Source organism: Streptomyces sp. CB01201, assembly GCF_002803085.1.
GTDB classification, from domain to species: Bacteria; Actinomycetota; Actinomycetes; order Streptomycetales; family Streptomycetaceae; genus Streptomyces; species Streptomyces hundungensis.
Map to the genome: position 1 here is coordinate 115,610 of NZ_NNBJ01000012.1, position 14,299 is coordinate 129,908.

The following is a 14,299-nucleotide window of genomic DNA, read 5'->3' on the forward strand; positions in this document are numbered from 1 at the left end:
ATGAGCACGTCGACCACGACCGTCGCCGCGAAGGGGGTCGCGGGCCGCCCGCGCGCCGCCGCCCCCGGCCGGCGCGCGGGCCGCCCCGCCGGCCGTACGCACAAGGCGTTCAGCCCCTGGCTGTTCCTGGCCCCCGGACTCCTGATCACCCTCGCCTTCAACCTCTACCCGTTCCTCGCCACGGTGTGGAAGTCGTTCACCGACGCCCGCACCCTGACCACCGGCGAATTCGTCGGCTTCGACAACTTCACGGCCCTCGTGCACGACGACCAGTTCTGGGTCGCCCTGCGCAACAGCGCCCTGTACGTGGTCCTGGTCGTGCCGTGCCTGGTCCTGCTGCCGCTGCTGCTCGCCCTCCTGGTGCAGCGCCACATCCCCGGCATCGCCTTCTTCAGGTCCGCCTACTACACGCCCGTCGTGGCGTCCGTGGTCGTCGTGGCCCTGATGTGGGTGTGGATGCTGGACGACCGCGGCTTCATCAACGGCGTCCTGCACATGGTGGGCGTCGACCCGGTGCCGTTCCTGTCCAACCAGTGGCTGCTGCTGCTCAGTTCGATGGCCCTGACGGTGTGGAAGGGGCTCGGCTACTACATGATCATTTATCTGGCCGCGCTCGCGAACGTACCCAGGGAACTGCACGAGGCCGCCGAGGTGGACGGAGCCGGGCCGATCCGGCGCTTCGTCTCCATCACCATGCCGTCCGTGCGCTCCACCATGGTGCTGGTCGGCGCGCTCTCCTCGGTCTCCGCCTTCAAGGTCTTCACCGAGGTCTTCATGATCGCCGGCCCGACCGGGGGACCCGGCGGCGACGACACCACCCTCGTCATGCTCATCCAGCGGACCGGCACCGGTCTCCAGGGCCGCACCGGCTACGCCTCGGCCATGTCGATCGTGCTGTTCCTGCTGACCCTCGTGCTGATGCTCCTCGTGCTGCGCGCCGACCGGAAGGACAAGGACTGATGGCCGACCGGAAGGACACCCACTGATGGCCGCCGTCACCCACCACCCGGCCGGGCCCCGCCGCACCCGCGCCCCCCGCCGGCTCAAGGCCCTGCGCTACGCGGCCCTCGTCGTCGTGCTGCTCATCATGATCGGGCCGTTCCTGTGGCAGCTGTCCACCTCGCTCAAGGGAACCACCGAGGACATCTACACCTCGCCGCCCCGGCTGCTGCCCGAGCACCCCACCTTCGCCAACTACCGGGGCGTCGCGGACATCATCCCCGTCTGGGACTTCATCCTGAACTCCGTGAAGGTGGCCGTCAGCAACGTCCTGACGAATGTGATCGGCGCGGCGATGGCCGGCTACGCGCTCTCCCGGCTCCGCTTCAAGGGCCGGGGCGTCGCCGGAATCGTCTTCGTGCTCGCGCTGCTGGTGCCGATGGAGGCGACCATGCTGGCCCAGTTCGCCACCATGCGGTCCCTGGAACTCAACAACACCCTGGTCGCCGTGGTGCTGCCGGGCTGCATCGGAGCGATGAACGTGCTCCTGATGCGCAACGCCTTCGACAACATCCCGTACGAGATCGAAGAGGCCGCCATCGTCGACGGCGCCAACGTCTGGCAGCGCTTCACCCGGATCGCGCTGCCCGCCGTGAAGGGCACCCTCGCGGTCGTCGCGATCTTCTCCTTCATGGGCGCCTGGGACGACTTCCTGTGGCCCCTGATCGTCCTCTCGGACTCGGACCACTTCACGCTGACCGTCGGCCTGAACTTCCTGCACGGGACGTTCTCCAACAACCAGCGCGTCGTCGCGGCGGGCACCATCATCGCCGTCGCCCCCCTGATCGTGATGTTCGCCTGCCTCCAGCGGTTCTTCTTCCGCGGCGTCGGCGAGGGCGCGGTCAAGGGCTGACCCGGCACCAGCGGGCCCTCAACTCCCCTTCCACAGAACTACCTTGGAGTCCATCCGATGGCAGCCCCGCGCTTCGGCGTCAACTACACGCCCAGCCAAGGCTGGTTCCACCACTGGCTCGACTACGACCCGGACGCCGTACGGGCAGACCTCGACGCGATCGCGGCCCTCGGCCTCGACCACGTGCGCGTCTTCCCGCTCTGGCCGTACTTCCAGCCCAACCGCACCCTGATCCGGCCCCGCGCCGTCGAGCAGCTCGTCGACCTCGCGGACGCCGCCGCCGAGCGCGGCCTCGACGTCAACGTCGACGGCCTCCAGGGGCATCTGTCGAGCTTCGACTTCCTGCCCGCCTGGACCAGGACCTGGCACCGCCGCAACCTGTTCACCGACCCCGAGGTCGTCGACGGGCAGGCCGCCTATCTGCGCACCCTGGCGGCGGCGCTGGCCGACCGGCCCAACTTCATCGGCATGACGCTCGGCAACGAGGTCAACCAGTTCTCCGCCGGACCCCACCCCGATCCCGACCGGGCCACCGAGGCCGAGGTCGACCGCTGGCTGGAGCGGATGCTGGCGGCCTGCGCGGAGGGCGCCCCGGGCAAGCTGCATCTGCACGCCGAGTACGACGCGTGCTGGTACCAGGACGACATGCCGTTCACCCCGGCCCAGGCCGCCCGGCGCGGCGCCGTGACCGCCGTGCACTCCTGGGTCTTCAACGGCACCGCGCAACGCCACGGCCGTACGTCGGTGCCGAGCGAACACCACGCCGCCTACCTCGTCGAGCTGTCCAAGGCGTGGGCCGAGGACCCGCACCGCCCGGTCTGGCTCCAGGAGGTCGGCGCCCCGGCCCCCCTCGTGCCGCCCGCGCACGCCGCCGCGTTCACCGAGGCGACCGTCGAGAACGCGCTGGACTGCCCCGAGCTGTGGGGCATCACCTGGTGGTGCTCCCACGACGTCTCGCGCGAACTCGCCGACTTCCCCGAACTCGAATACGGACTGGGCCTGTTGACCAACGACGGCCGGCCCAAGGACACCGCCCGGGTGCTCGCCCGGACCGCCGCCGCGTTCCGCGACGGAGCCCGCACCTACGCCCCCGCTCCCCGCACGACCGCGCTCGCCGTGCCCGCGGACCCGGCCGCCCGCTCCGCCTGCGCACCCGGCGGCGCCGTCTTCGAGGCGTTCTTCCGGCTCACCGCCGACGGCGCCCGGCCCACCACCGTCCTCGCGACCCGCGCCGACGACCGCGCCCACCTCACCGCACGCGGCATCACCGACGTCGTCACCCCCGACCAGGTCCGGTGACGCCTGACCCGCGCCGGGCCGGTACCAGCCGCGCCCGGCCGCCGGGCCGGTTCGGCGTACGGACGGCGGGGGATCCTCACACCGCGCCCCATCCGGCCCCCGCCGTCCCCACCCGGTAGATCCACCCATCCGAACGGAGCACCCTCATGCATGACGACCGCGGCCTGGTCGAAGCCCGCCTCAAGCGCGTTCTGGACGAGCGCGTACGCCCCGCCGTGTACCCGGAGTCGGTACCGCTGGAGGTCGCCGTCTGGAACGCGCCGGGTGAGCCCGTGCCGGTGGAGGAGGGGCTCGCCGCGCCCGTGACGCCGGTCGCGGTCGGCGAGATGTGGGGTCCGCCCTGGGGCACCAGCTGGTTCCGGGTGAGCGGGACCGTGCCCGAGGAGTGGGCCGGGAAGTCGGTGGAGGCCCTGCTCGACCTCGGCTTCGACGAGAACATGCCGGGCTTCCAGTGCGAGGGCCTGGTCTACCGGCCCGACGGCACCCCGGTGAAGGGCCTCAACCCGCGCAACCAGTGGGTGCGTATCGGGGCCCCGGTCGACGGCGGCGAAGAGGTCCTCCTGCACATCGAGGCCGCGTCCAACCCGGTGCTGCTCGACTACCACCCCTTCGTGCCGACGCGGCTCGGCGACATCGAGACCTCGCACCGCGACCCGCTGTACCGGCTGACCCGCATGGACCTCGCGGTGTTCGACGAGACCGTGTGGCGCCTGGTCATCGACCTGGAGGTGCTCGGCGAGCTGATGGCGGAGCTGCCCGTCGACTCCGGCCGGCGCTGGGACATCCTGCGCGCGGTGGACCGGGCCCTGGACGCCCTCGACCTCCAGGACGTCAACGGGACCGCGCAGGCGGCCCGTTCGGAGCTGACCGAGGTCCTCTCCTCGCCCGCGGAACCCTCCGCGCACCGCATCAGCGCGGTGGGCCATGCCCACATCGACTCGGCGTGGCTGTGGCCGCTGCGCGAGACGGTGCGCAAGGTGGCGCGCACGACATCCAACATGACGGCGCTCCTGGAGGACGAGCCCGAGTTCATCTTCTCGATGTCGCAGGCCCAGCAGTGGGCCTGGATCAAGGAGCACCGGCCCGAGGTGTGGGCGAAGGTGGTCAAGGCGGTGTCCGACGGCCGGTTCGTGCCGGCCGGCGGCATGTGGGTCGAGGCCGACACCAACATGCCGGGCTCGGAGGCGATGGCCCGTCAGTTCGTGCACGGGAAAAGGTTCTTCATCGACGAGTTCGACGTGGAGAACGACGAGGCGTGGCTGCCCGACACGTTCGGCTTCGCCGCGGGCCTGCCGCAGATCATCAAGGCGGCGGGCTCCAAGTGGCTGCTCACCCAGAAGATCTCCTGGTCGCAGACCAACAAGTTCCCGCACCACACCTTCCAGTGGGAGGGCATCGACGGCACCCGGATCTTCACCCACTTCCCGCCGGTCGACACCTACAACTGCGCCATGAAGGGCAGCGAAATCGCCCACGCGGCGAAGAACTTCAAGGACAAGGGCGTCGCCCGGCACTCGCTCGCCCCCACCGGCTGGGGCGACGGAGGCGGCGGCACCACCCGCGAGATGATCGCGAAGGCGGCCCGGCTGCGCGACCTGGAGGGCAGTGCGCAGGTCGTGTGGGAGACCCCGGCCGAGTTCTTCGCGAAGGCGGAGGCGGAGTACCAGAACCCGCCGGTGTGGGTGGGCGAGCTGTATCTGGAGCTGCACCGGGCCACCCTGACCAGCCAGGCGAAGACGAAGCAGGGCAACCGCAGGAGCGAGCACCTGCTGCGCGAGGCGGAGCTGTGGTCCGCGACGGCGGCGGTTCGCGTGCCCGAATTCGCCTACCCCTACGACGAGTTGGACCGCATCTGGAAGACGGTCCTGCTCCACCAGTTCCACGACATCCTGCCGGGCTCCTCGATCGCCTGGGTGCACCGCGAGGCGGAGAAGACGTACGCGGCGGTCGCGGCCGAGCTGACCGGCCTCATCGAACAGGCCCAGCGCGCGCTCGCGGGCGAGGGCACCCGGACCCTGGTCTTCAACGCGACCCCGCACACCCGGCACGGGGTCGCGGCCGGCGGAGCCGAGGTGGCGACGGACGAGGGACCGGCCGAGCTGTCCGACCGTCCGGGCGGCGGCTTCGTCCTGGCCAACGGCCGCCTGCGGGTGGAGATCGACGGGCGCGGCCTGGTCGTGTCGGCGTACGACCTGATCGCCGGCCGGGAGTCGATCGCGCCGGGGCACCCCGCGAACCTGCTCCAGATGCACCCCGACTTCCCGAACATGTGGGACGCGTGGGACGTGGACGCCTTCTACCGCAACACGGTGACCGACCTGGTCGAGACGGACGAGGTGACGGCGGGCGACGGCCCTTCGGTCCGGGTGGTGCGCTCGTTCGGATCGTCGAAGGCGACCCAGACCCTGACACTGGCCCCGGGGGCGGCCCGGCTGGACATCCTCACCGAGGTGGACTGGCACGAGACGGAGAAGTTCCTCAAGCTCGCCTTCCCGCTGGACGTGCACGCCGAGCGGTACGCGTCGGAGACCCAGTTCGGGCACTTCTACCGGGCCACGCACACCAACACCAGCTGGGAGGCGGCCAAGTTCGAGGCCTGCAACCACCGCTTCGTCCACCTGGAGGAGCCCGGCTGGGGCGTGGCCCTGGTCACCGACTCGACGTACGGCCACGACGTGACGCGTACGGTACGGCCGGAGGACTCGGGTACCACGACGACCCTGCGGGTCTCGCTGCTCCGCGCTCCGCGCTTCCCGGACCCGGAGACCGACCAGGGTCCGCACCGCTTCCGGCACGCCCTGGTGCCGGGCGCGACGATCGGGGACGCGGTGCGCGAGGGGTACGTCGTGAACCTGCCCGAGCGCACGCTGCCCGGCGCGGGGCCGGTCGCGCCGCTGGCCGAGGTCGACAACGACGCGGTGGTGGTGACGGCGGTGAAGCTGGCGGACGACGGCAGCGGTGATGTGGTCGTCCGCTTCCACGAGGCGTGCGGGGGCCGGGCGCGAGCCACCTTGACCCCGGGCTTCCCGACGGCGTCGGTCACCACGACCGACCTCCTGGAACGCCCGCTCGGGGAGCCGGAGGCGACCTCCGGCCCGGTGGAGCTGTCCCTGCGCCCCTTCGAACTGCGCACCCTGCGGTTCACCCGCGCGTAGGCACGCAGGGCAGGCCGCCGCGCCCGGGCCGACCACGCGTCGGCCCGGGCGCGCGGCGCACGCTCACACCGGCCGGAACCAGACCGTCCCCAGCGGCGGCAGCGTCAGGCTGAGGGACACGGGCCGCCCGTGGGACTCGATCGCCTCCGGCTTCAGGGGGTCCGGGTTGCCGACGCCGCCTCCGCCGTAGCGGGACTCGTCCGTGTTGAGGACCTCCTGCCAGGCGGCCGCCCCTTCCGGCACGCCCAGGCGGTACTCGGCGCGCACCACCGGCGAGAAGTTGGACACCGACAGGAGCGGGGCGCCCGCCGCGTCGTGGCGCAGGAACGCGAACACGTTGTCCTCGGCCGCGTCGCCCGCGATCCACGAGAAGCCCGACGGGTCGGTGTCGCGCTCCCACAGGGCGGGCTGTGCCGCGTACACCGTGTTCAGATCGCGGACCAGGTCGCGCACGCCCCGGTGGTCCGACTCGGCGCTGTAGGAGGGGTCGAGCAGCCACCAGTCCGGGCCGTGGCCCTCCGACCACTCGGCCCCCTGCGCGAACTCCTGTCCCATGAACAGGAGTTGCTTGCCGGGGTGGGCCCACATGAAGCCCAGATAGGCGCGGTGGGTGGCGCGCTGCTGCCACCAGTCGCCGGGCATCTTCGACACCAGCGCCCGCTTGCCGTGGACCACCTCGTCGTGCGAGATCGGCAGCACGTAGTTCTCGCTGTACGCGTACACCATCGAGAACGTCATCTCGCTGTGGTGGTACTTGCGGTGCACCGGTTCGTGCTGGACGTAGCCCAGCGAGTCGTGCATCCAGCCCATGTTCCACTTCAGGCCGAAGCCCAGGCCGCCGTGGTCGGTGCGCCGGGTCACCCCGTCCCAGGCCGTGGACTCCTCGGCGACGGTCACGACGCCGGGGCAGCGCCGGTAGACCGTCGCGTTCATCTCCTGGAGGAAGGCCACCGCGTCCAGGTTCTCCCGGCCGCCGTGCTCGTTCGGGGTCCACTCGCCGTGCTCGCGCGAGTAGTCCAGGTAGAGCATGGAGGCCACCGCGTCCACCCGCAGCCCGTCGACGTGGAACTCCTCGCACCAGTAAGTGGCGTTCGCGACAAGGAAGTTGCGCACCTCCTTGCGGCCGTAGTCGAACTCCAGGGTGCCCCAGTCGGGGTGCTCGGCACGCAGCGGGTCCTCGTGCTCGTACAGCGTGCGCCCGTCGAACTCGGCCAGCGCCCAGTCGTCCTTCGGGAAGTGCGCCGGCACCCAGTCCACGAGCACCCCGATGCCCGCCTCGTGCAGCGCGTCCACCAGGAAGCGGAAGTCGTCGGGCGTGCCCATCCGGGACGTCGGGGCGTAGAAGCCGGTGACCTGGTAGCCCCACGATCCGCCGTAGGGATGCTCCGCCACCGGCAGGAATTCCACATGCGTGAATCCCAGGTCCTTGACGTAGGCCGGAAGCTGGTCGGCGAGCTGGCGGTACGTCAGACGGGGCCGCCAGGACGCCAGATGGACCTCGTACACGGAGAACGGAGACTCGTGCACCGGCCGTGCGGCCCGCCGTGCCATCCACTCCTGGTCGCGCCAGACGTGGTGCGACTCGGTGACGATCGAGGCGTTGGCGGGCGGCACCTCCGTGCGCTGGGCCATCGGGTCGGCCCGCAGGGTGTGGCTGCCGTCGGGGCGCATGATCTCGAACTTGTACAGGGCCCCGTCGCCCACCCCCGGCAGGAACAGCTCCCACACCCCGGTCGAGCCGAGCGAGCGCATGGGGTGCGCGGTGCCGTTCCAGTAGCTGAAGTCCCCGGTGACGCGAACCCCTTGGGCGTTGGGCGCCCAGACGGTGAAGCGGGTGCCGGTCACGCCCTGGTGGGTCATCGGGCGGGCGCCGAGCGCCGTCCACAGCTCCTCGTGCCGGCCCTCGCCGATCAGATACAGGTCGAGGTCGCCGAGCGAGGGCAGGAAGCGGTACGGGTCCTGCACCTCGATCTCGGCGTCCGCGTAGCTGACGAGCAGGGTGTACTCGGGGATCTCGCTCAGCGGCAGCACCCCGGAGAAGAGCCCGTCGCCGTCGTTGTGGAGCTCCGCGCGCAGCCCCTTGCCGAGCACGGTCACGGCCTCGGCGAACGGGCGCAGCGCCCGGAACACCACTCCGCCGCGCGTCGGATGCGCGCCGAGCAGGGAGTGCGGGTCGTGGTGCCCGCCCGCGAGCAGACGGCCCCGCTCCGCCGCGTCGAGGGCGGGGGCGGGCCGTACGCCGCGGCTCGCGGCCCGGCGGGGCGCGGGCGGCTTCTTGGCGGCCTTGGCCGGCGCCTTGGCCGGCTTCGCCGCGGCCTTGGCGGGCTTCGCCGCCGCCACGGGTTCGGCGGTGCCGGGAGCGGGCTCGGAGGAGTTGCGGGCGGGGCGGGGGGTCACGGGGTCGGCCTCCTCAAGTGGCTTCATTCCGGGGCGGGTTCAGGATCCGGCCAGACGGCGGACCGCCGCCATCGGCACGGCCAGCCAGTCGGGTCGGTGCCGGGCCTCGTAGAGCACCTCGTACACCGCCTTGTCGGTCTCGTACGCGCGCAGCAGCTCGGGGGTGTCGCGTGGGTCGGCGCCCGACCGGGCCGCGTATCCGTCGCAGTACGCGGCCCGGCACTCCTTGGCCCACTGCGGGTCGGGGGGCCGCGCGGTGCAGGAGGCGTAGTCGAAGGAGCGGAGCATGCCCGCGACATCGCGGACCGGCGGCTGGGGGCGGCGGCGCTCGGCGAGCGGCCGGGCCGGCTCGCCCTCGAAGTCGATCACCGACCAGGACCCGTCGGCGGGCCGCAGCGCCTGACCCAGGTGCAGATCGCCGTGCACGCGCTGGGCCGTGCCCGCCGAATCGAGGGCCGCGACCGCCTCGAACGCGGCCCGCAGGCCGGGTACGTGGGGCGCGAGCGCGGGCACCGCCTGGGCGGTGGCGTCCAGCCGCTCGGTCATCGCGGCGGCGATGGCGGCCGTCTGCGGACGGCCGAGGGTGATCGGCGGGAAGGCGTCGGCCAGAGCCAGGTGCACCTCGGCGGTGGCCTGCCCGAGCTCGAACGCCTGCCGGGCGAAGGGCCGGCCCTGGGCGAGCGAGGCGAGCGCCAGGGTCCAGCCGTCGTCGGCGCCGCGCAGGAACGGCTGGAGCACGCCGAGGGTCGCCTCCTCCGGCTCGGAGGTGCGGAACCAGGCGACGGGAGCCGGCACCCGGTCGCAGCCCTGGCGGGCCAGCGCCCACGGCAGCTCCAGATCCGGATTGACGCCCGGCTGCACCCGCCGGAAGACCTTGAGAATGAACGTATCTCCGTACACCAGTGAGGAGTTGGACTGCTCCACGCCGAGCAGGCGCGGCGCGAGCCCCGGCGGGATCGTCACCTCGGGGTCGTGCTCGAAGCTGAGCGGGCCGACCGTGCCCGGGGTGCGCAGCCGCTCCAGGAGCAGGGCCGCGGACTGCGGGTCCTGGAGGGCGTCGTAGACCGTCCGCCCGGCCAGCGGGCCCTGGCTCGCGTGGCCGATGAGGGCGGGGGCGAGCCGTGGCGGGAGCTGGTCGCGTACGCCGATCAGGAGCTGGTAGCAGTCGGCCGGCACCGGCGCCGCGTCGGCGGGCAGCGCCAGGGGTGCGTGCTCGGCGCGGACGAGCAGATGCAGGAAGCCGGGCAGCAGCTCGGTCGCGGTGAGCAGCACGAAATCGGTCACGGGCCGCCCCTTGCCCGCGAACCAGCGCTGCCGGGGCAGCCATTCGTGCAGGAGCGGGGCGAGCGAGGTCAGCAGCCGGGTGGGTGGGAGGCCGGTGGTACGGGGCGGTGCGGCCTTCGGCATGGCGGCGCATCCTTTCCCCGGGCACACAATCGATTTGCGCAGAGTGTCCCGGATTGCAACAGAAGCTGTCCGGCGGCGCGCGGGGTTCGGGTTTCAGAGTGCCCCGGGCGGAGCGGTGGAAACCCGCCCCGCCCCGGGCGACGGTCAGCCGATGGCGGGTGGAACGGGGTCCTTCCGCAGCCGGAACCAGTAGAAACCGTGGCCGGCCAGGGTGAGCAGATACGGCCATTCGCCGATGGCGGGGAAGCGCACTCCGCCGATCAGCTCCACCGGGTGCATCCCGTTGAACGCCCTCAGATCCAGCTCGGTGGGCTGCGGGAAGCGCGAGAAGTTGTGCACGCACAGCACCAGGTCGTCGCCGCGCTCGCGCAGGAAGGCGAGCACGGCCGGGTTCGACGACATCAGCTCGGTGTACGAGCCGAGCCCGAAGGCCGGGTTCTGCTTGCGGATCTCGATCATCCGCCGGGTCCAGTGCAGGAGCGAGGACGGCGAGGCCATGGCCGCCTCGACGTTGGTCACCTGGTAGCCGTAGACCGGGTCCATGATCGTGGGCAGATAGAGCCGGCCCGGGTCGCAGGAGGAGAAGCCCGCGTTGCGGTCGGGCGTCCACTGCATCGGGGTGCGCACCGCGTCGCGGTCGCCGAGCCAGATGTTGTCGCCCATCCCGATCTCGTCGCCGTAGTACAGGATCGGCGAGCCGGGCAGCGAGAGCAGCAGCGCGGTGAACAGCTCGATCTGGTTGCGGTCGTTGTCGAGCAGCGGGGCGAGCCGGCGCCGGATGCCGATGTTGGCCCGCATCCGCGGGTCCTTGGCGTACTCGGCGTACATGTAGTCGCGCTCTTCGTCCGTGACCATCTCAAGCGTGAGCTCGTCGTGGTTGCGCAGGAAGATGCCCCACTGGGCGTTCCTCGGGATCGCCGGGGTCTTGGCGAGGATTTCCGAGACCGGATAGCGCGACTCGCGGCGCACCGCCATGAAGATGCGCGGCATCACCGGGAAGTGGAACGCCATGTGGCACTCGTCGCCGCCCTTGGCGTAGTCGCCGAAGTAGTCGACGACGTCCTCGGGCCACTGGTTGGCCTCGGCGAGCAGCACGGTGTCCGGGTAGCTCGCGTCGATCTCGGCCCGTACCCGCTTGAGGAACTCATGCGTTGCCGGAAGGTTTTCGCAGTTGGTTCCCTCCTCCTGGTACAGGTACGGCACGGCGTCCAGGCGGAAGCCGTCGATGCCGAGGTCGAGCCAGAAGCGCAGCGCGGAGACGATCTCCTCCTGCACGGCCGGGTTCTCGTAGTTGAGATCGGGCTGGTGCGAGAAGAAGCGGTGCCAGTAGTACTGCTTGCGGACCGGGTCGAAGGTCCAGTTGGACGTCTCGGTGTCGACGAAGATGATCCGCGCGTCCTGGAACTGCTTGTCGTCGTCGGCCCAGACGTAGTAGTCGCCGTAGGGGCCCTCCGGGTCCCGGCGGGACTCCTGGAACCACTCGTGCTGGTCGCTGGTGTGGTTCATCACGAAGTCGATGATCACGCGCATGCCGCGCTGGTGGGCGGCGTCGACGAACTCGACGAAGTCGGCGAGGTCGCCGAACTCCGGCAGCACGGCGGTGTAGTCCGAGACGTCGTAACCGCCGTCGCGCAGCGGGGATTTGAAGAACGGCGGCAGCCAGAGACAGTCGACACCCAGCCATTGCAGGTAGTCCAGCTTGGCGGTGATGCCCTTGAGATCCCCGACGCCGTCGCCGTTGCTGTCCTGGAAGGACCGCACGAGCACCTCGTAGAACACCGCTCGCTTGAACCACTCGGGGTCGCGGTCCTTGGCTGGGGTGTCCTCGAAGGTGTCGTGGACGGGCTCGTTGACGATCATGGTGTGGGTGACCCTCCGATCGGCGGGGACGGTCGCAGGACCAGGATGTGCGCGGGCGCTCGGCCCGGCTCTAGGCGCACGTAGTTGGCCCTGCCCCAGTGGTAGGTCTCTCCGGTGAGCTCGTCGCGCACCGGGACGGTCTCGTCCCATGCGAGGCCGAGCGCCGGCATGTCCAACGAGACCGTGGCCTCCTGGGTGTGGTGGGGGTCGAGGTTGGCGACCACCACAACGGTGTTCGATCCCGAGCGCTTGCTGTAGGCGATCAGCGCCTCGTTGTCCGTCTCGTGAAAGTGGACCGAGCGCAGCTGCCGCAGCGCCGGATGGCGACGCCTGATGCGGTTGAGGGTGGTGATCAAGGGCGCGATGGAGCGGCCCGAGCGCTCGGCCGACTCCCAGTCGCGGGGCCGGAGTTGGTACTTCTCCGAGTCCAGGTACTCCTCGCTGCCCGGCTTGGCCGGGGTGTTCTCGCACAGCTCGTACCCGGCGTAGACGCCCCAGGTGGGGGAGAGCGTCGCGGCGAGCACGGCCCGCACCTCGAAGGCCGGGCGGCCGCCGTCCTGGAGGTAGCCGTGCAGGATGTCCGGCGTGTTCACGAAGAAGTTGGGCCGCATGTAGGGCGCACTCTCGCCCGCCAGTTCGGTGACGTATTCGGTGAGCTCGTGCTTGCTGTTGCGCCAGGTGAAGTACGTGTACGACTGCTGGAACCCGATCTTGCCGAGCGTGTGCATCATCGCGGGCCGGGTGAAGGCCTCGGCCAGGAAGATCACGTCCGGGTCGGAGCCGTTGATCTCGGCGATGACCCTGTCCCAGAAGACCACCGGCTTGGTGTGCGGGTTGTCGACGCGGAAGATCCGCACGCCGTGCCCCATCCAGAACCCCAGCAGCCGGACGGTCTCCTCGATCAGGCCCGGCATGTCCTCGTCGAAGGCGATCGGATAGATGTCCTGGTACTTCTTCGGCGGGTTCTCGGCGTACGCGATCGTCCCGTCCGCCCGGTGGTGGAACCACTCGGGGTGCTTCTGGACCCAGGGGTGGTCGGGGGAGCACTGGAGCGCGAAGTCGAGGGCCACCTCCAGACGCAGATCGCGGGCGGCGGCCACGAAGGCGTCGAAGTCGTCCAGGGTGCCGAGGTCGGGGTGGACCGCGTCGTGGCCGCCGTCCGCCGAGCCGATCGCCCACGGCACGCCGACGTCCCACTTCCTGGCCGTCAGGGAATTGTTGGCGCCCTTGCGGTGGGTGGTGCCGATGGGGTGGATCGGCGGCAGGTAGACCACGTCGAAGCCCATCGCGGCGACCGCCGGAAGGCGCTCGGCCGCGGTGCGGAAGGTGCCGGAGACCGGCTTGCCGCGCGCCTTGACCACGGCTCCCTCCGAGCGCGGGAACAGCTCGTACCAGGAGCCGAACAGGGCGCGCTCGCGCTCGACGAGCAGCGGCATCGGGGCCGAGGCGGTGACCAGGTCGCGCAGCGGGTGCGTGGCGAGGGCCGCGTCGACCTCCGGCGCGAGGGCGGCCGCGAGGCGGGCCGCGGGGGTGCGGCGGGTGTCGCGCAGGGCGTCCACCGCGGCGAGCACCGTCTCGCGCCGGCCCTTGGTCTTGGGTACCCCGGCGGCGGCCCGCTCGTAGAGCGCGGCGCCCTCGGCCAGGACCAGGTCGGTGTCCTGGCGGGCCGGGATCTTGATGCCGGCGTGGTGGCGCCAGGTCGCGACCGGATCGCTCCAGGCCTCGACCGTGTACGTCCAGCGGCCCTCGGCACCGGCGACGATCTCGGCGCCCCAGCGGTCGGTGCCGGGGGCGAGTTCGCGCATGGGCGTGAAGGGGCCCGGGCGCCCACCGGGATCTCTGAGCACGACATTGGCGGCGACGGCGTCGTGGCCCTCGCGGAAGACGGTGGCGGTGACCTGGAAGCTCTCCCCGGTCACCGCCTTGGCGGGCCTGGTGCCGCACTCGACGGCGGGGCGTACGTCGAGGACGGGAATGCGGCCGATTGACGGGTTCGGGTTCACGGGCTCACCTGCGGGTGATTGGTAGGGTTTGCCGCGTTTGCGGGAATCTGTCCTTTTTAACTGCTCCGTTGACGGCTGACCGGCTGCGGGCATGGCCGCTCCTGTCCGCGTTCACTCGAATGGCGTGCGGGAGAGACTGCGGGAATGCGTTACCGGATGAGCCTTCCACGGTGTACGGGTGGGCATTCCGGCAGCTTGTTAACTACCTGCCCGTAATGATTTCGGACAGATGAGCGCACCGGACATCCGTGACCCGTGGCCGAACTCCGCCTGTACGGCCGATACGTGACGGTCCATCAGAGTGGCGGGGCGAAAAGCGGAATCCG

8 protein-coding genes are annotated in these 14,299 nt (G+C 71.0%); 4 read left to right on the top strand and 4 right to left on the bottom strand.

Annotated elements, in window-relative coordinates; genetic code table 11:
* From CG740_RS25050 to CG740_RS25065, 4 genes are all read left to right on the top strand, one after another.
* Positions 1-960 carry a carbohydrate ABC transporter permease gene (locus tag CG740_RS25050; protein WP_100577517.1) on the top strand — a complete coding sequence of 320 codons (960 nt, stop codon included), beginning with the start codon at positions 1-3 and terminating at the stop codon, positions 958-960.
* Positions 961-985: 25 nt separating this feature from the next.
* On the top strand, positions 986-1,852 hold the full coding sequence (locus CG740_RS25055; protein ID WP_100577518.1) for a carbohydrate ABC transporter permease: 867 nt from the start codon (positions 986-988) through the stop codon (positions 1,850-1,852).
* Positions 1,853-1,909: 57 nt separating this feature from the next.
* Positions 1,910-3,151 carry a glycoside hydrolase 5 family protein gene (locus tag CG740_RS25060; RefSeq protein WP_100577519.1) on the top strand — a complete coding sequence of 414 codons (1,242 nt, stop codon included), beginning with the start codon at positions 1,910-1,912 and terminating at the stop codon, positions 3,149-3,151.
* 146 nt (positions 3,152-3,297) lie between these two features.
* A complete protein-coding gene (locus CG740_RS25065) occupies positions 3,298-6,306 on the top strand; it encodes an alpha-mannosidase (RefSeq protein WP_100577520.1) in 3,009 nt (1,002 codons plus the stop codon).
* A gap of 63 nt (positions 6,307-6,369) precedes the next feature.
* On the opposite strand, the gene glgB is transcribed toward CG740_RS25065, so the two are convergent.
* The 4 genes from glgB to CG740_RS25085 all read right to left on the bottom strand — a co-directional run bounded on the left by glgB (position 6,370) and on the right by CG740_RS25085 (position 14,066).
* Positions 6,370-8,730, bottom strand: a complete 2,361-nt coding sequence (gene glgB, locus CG740_RS25070; protein WP_199846562.1) for a 1,4-alpha-glucan branching enzyme — start codon at positions 8,728-8,730, stop codon at positions 6,370-6,372.
* 12 nt (positions 8,731-8,742) lie between these two features.
* Positions 8,743-10,110 (bottom strand): maltokinase N-terminal cap-like domain-containing protein, encoded by a 1,368-nt coding sequence (locus CG740_RS25075; protein WP_100577521.1) that lies wholly within the window; start codon positions 10,108-10,110, stop codon positions 8,743-8,745.
* Between the two features lie 144 nt (positions 10,111-10,254).
* Positions 10,255-11,970 (bottom strand): maltose alpha-D-glucosyltransferase, encoded by a 1,716-nt coding sequence (treS, locus tag CG740_RS25080; RefSeq protein WP_100577522.1) that lies wholly within the window; start codon positions 11,968-11,970, stop codon positions 10,255-10,257.
* Positions 11,967-14,066 carry an alpha-1,4-glucan--maltose-1-phosphate maltosyltransferase gene (locus CG740_RS25085; protein ID WP_100577523.1) on the bottom strand — a complete coding sequence of 700 codons (2,100 nt, stop codon included), beginning with the start codon at positions 14,064-14,066 and terminating at the stop codon, positions 11,967-11,969. The genes treS and CG740_RS25085 overlap by 4 nt, the downstream gene beginning before the upstream one ends.
* Positions 14,067-14,299 lie beyond the last annotated feature (233 nt).

Coding starts and splice junctions, on each gene's coding strand:
- CG740_RS25075 (WP_100577521.1), bottom strand. CDS start 10,110: ATGCCGAAGGCCGCACCGCCCCGTACCACCGGCCTCCCACCCACCCGG.
- CG740_RS25055 (WP_100577518.1), top strand. CDS start 986: ATGGCCGCCGTCACCCACCACCCGGCCGGGCCCCGCCGCACCCGCGCC.
- treS (WP_100577522.1), bottom strand. CDS start 11,970: ATGATCGTCAACGAGCCCGTCCACGACACCTTCGAGGACACCCCAGCC.
- CG740_RS25060 (WP_100577519.1), top strand. CDS start 1,910: ATGGCAGCCCCGCGCTTCGGCGTCAACTACACGCCCAGCCAAGGCTGG.
- glgB (WP_199846562.1), bottom strand. CDS start 8,730: ATGAAGCCACTTGAGGAGGCCGACCCCGTGACCCCCCGCCCCGCCCGC.
- CG740_RS25050 (WP_100577517.1), top strand. CDS start 1: ATGAGCACGTCGACCACGACCGTCGCCGCGAAGGGGGTCGCGGGCCGC.
- CG740_RS25065 (WP_100577520.1), top strand. CDS start 3,298: ATGCATGACGACCGCGGCCTGGTCGAAGCCCGCCTCAAGCGCGTTCTG.
- CG740_RS25085 (WP_100577523.1), bottom strand. CDS start 14,066: ATGCCCGCAGCCGGTCAGCCGTCAACGGAGCAGTTAAAAAGGACAGAT.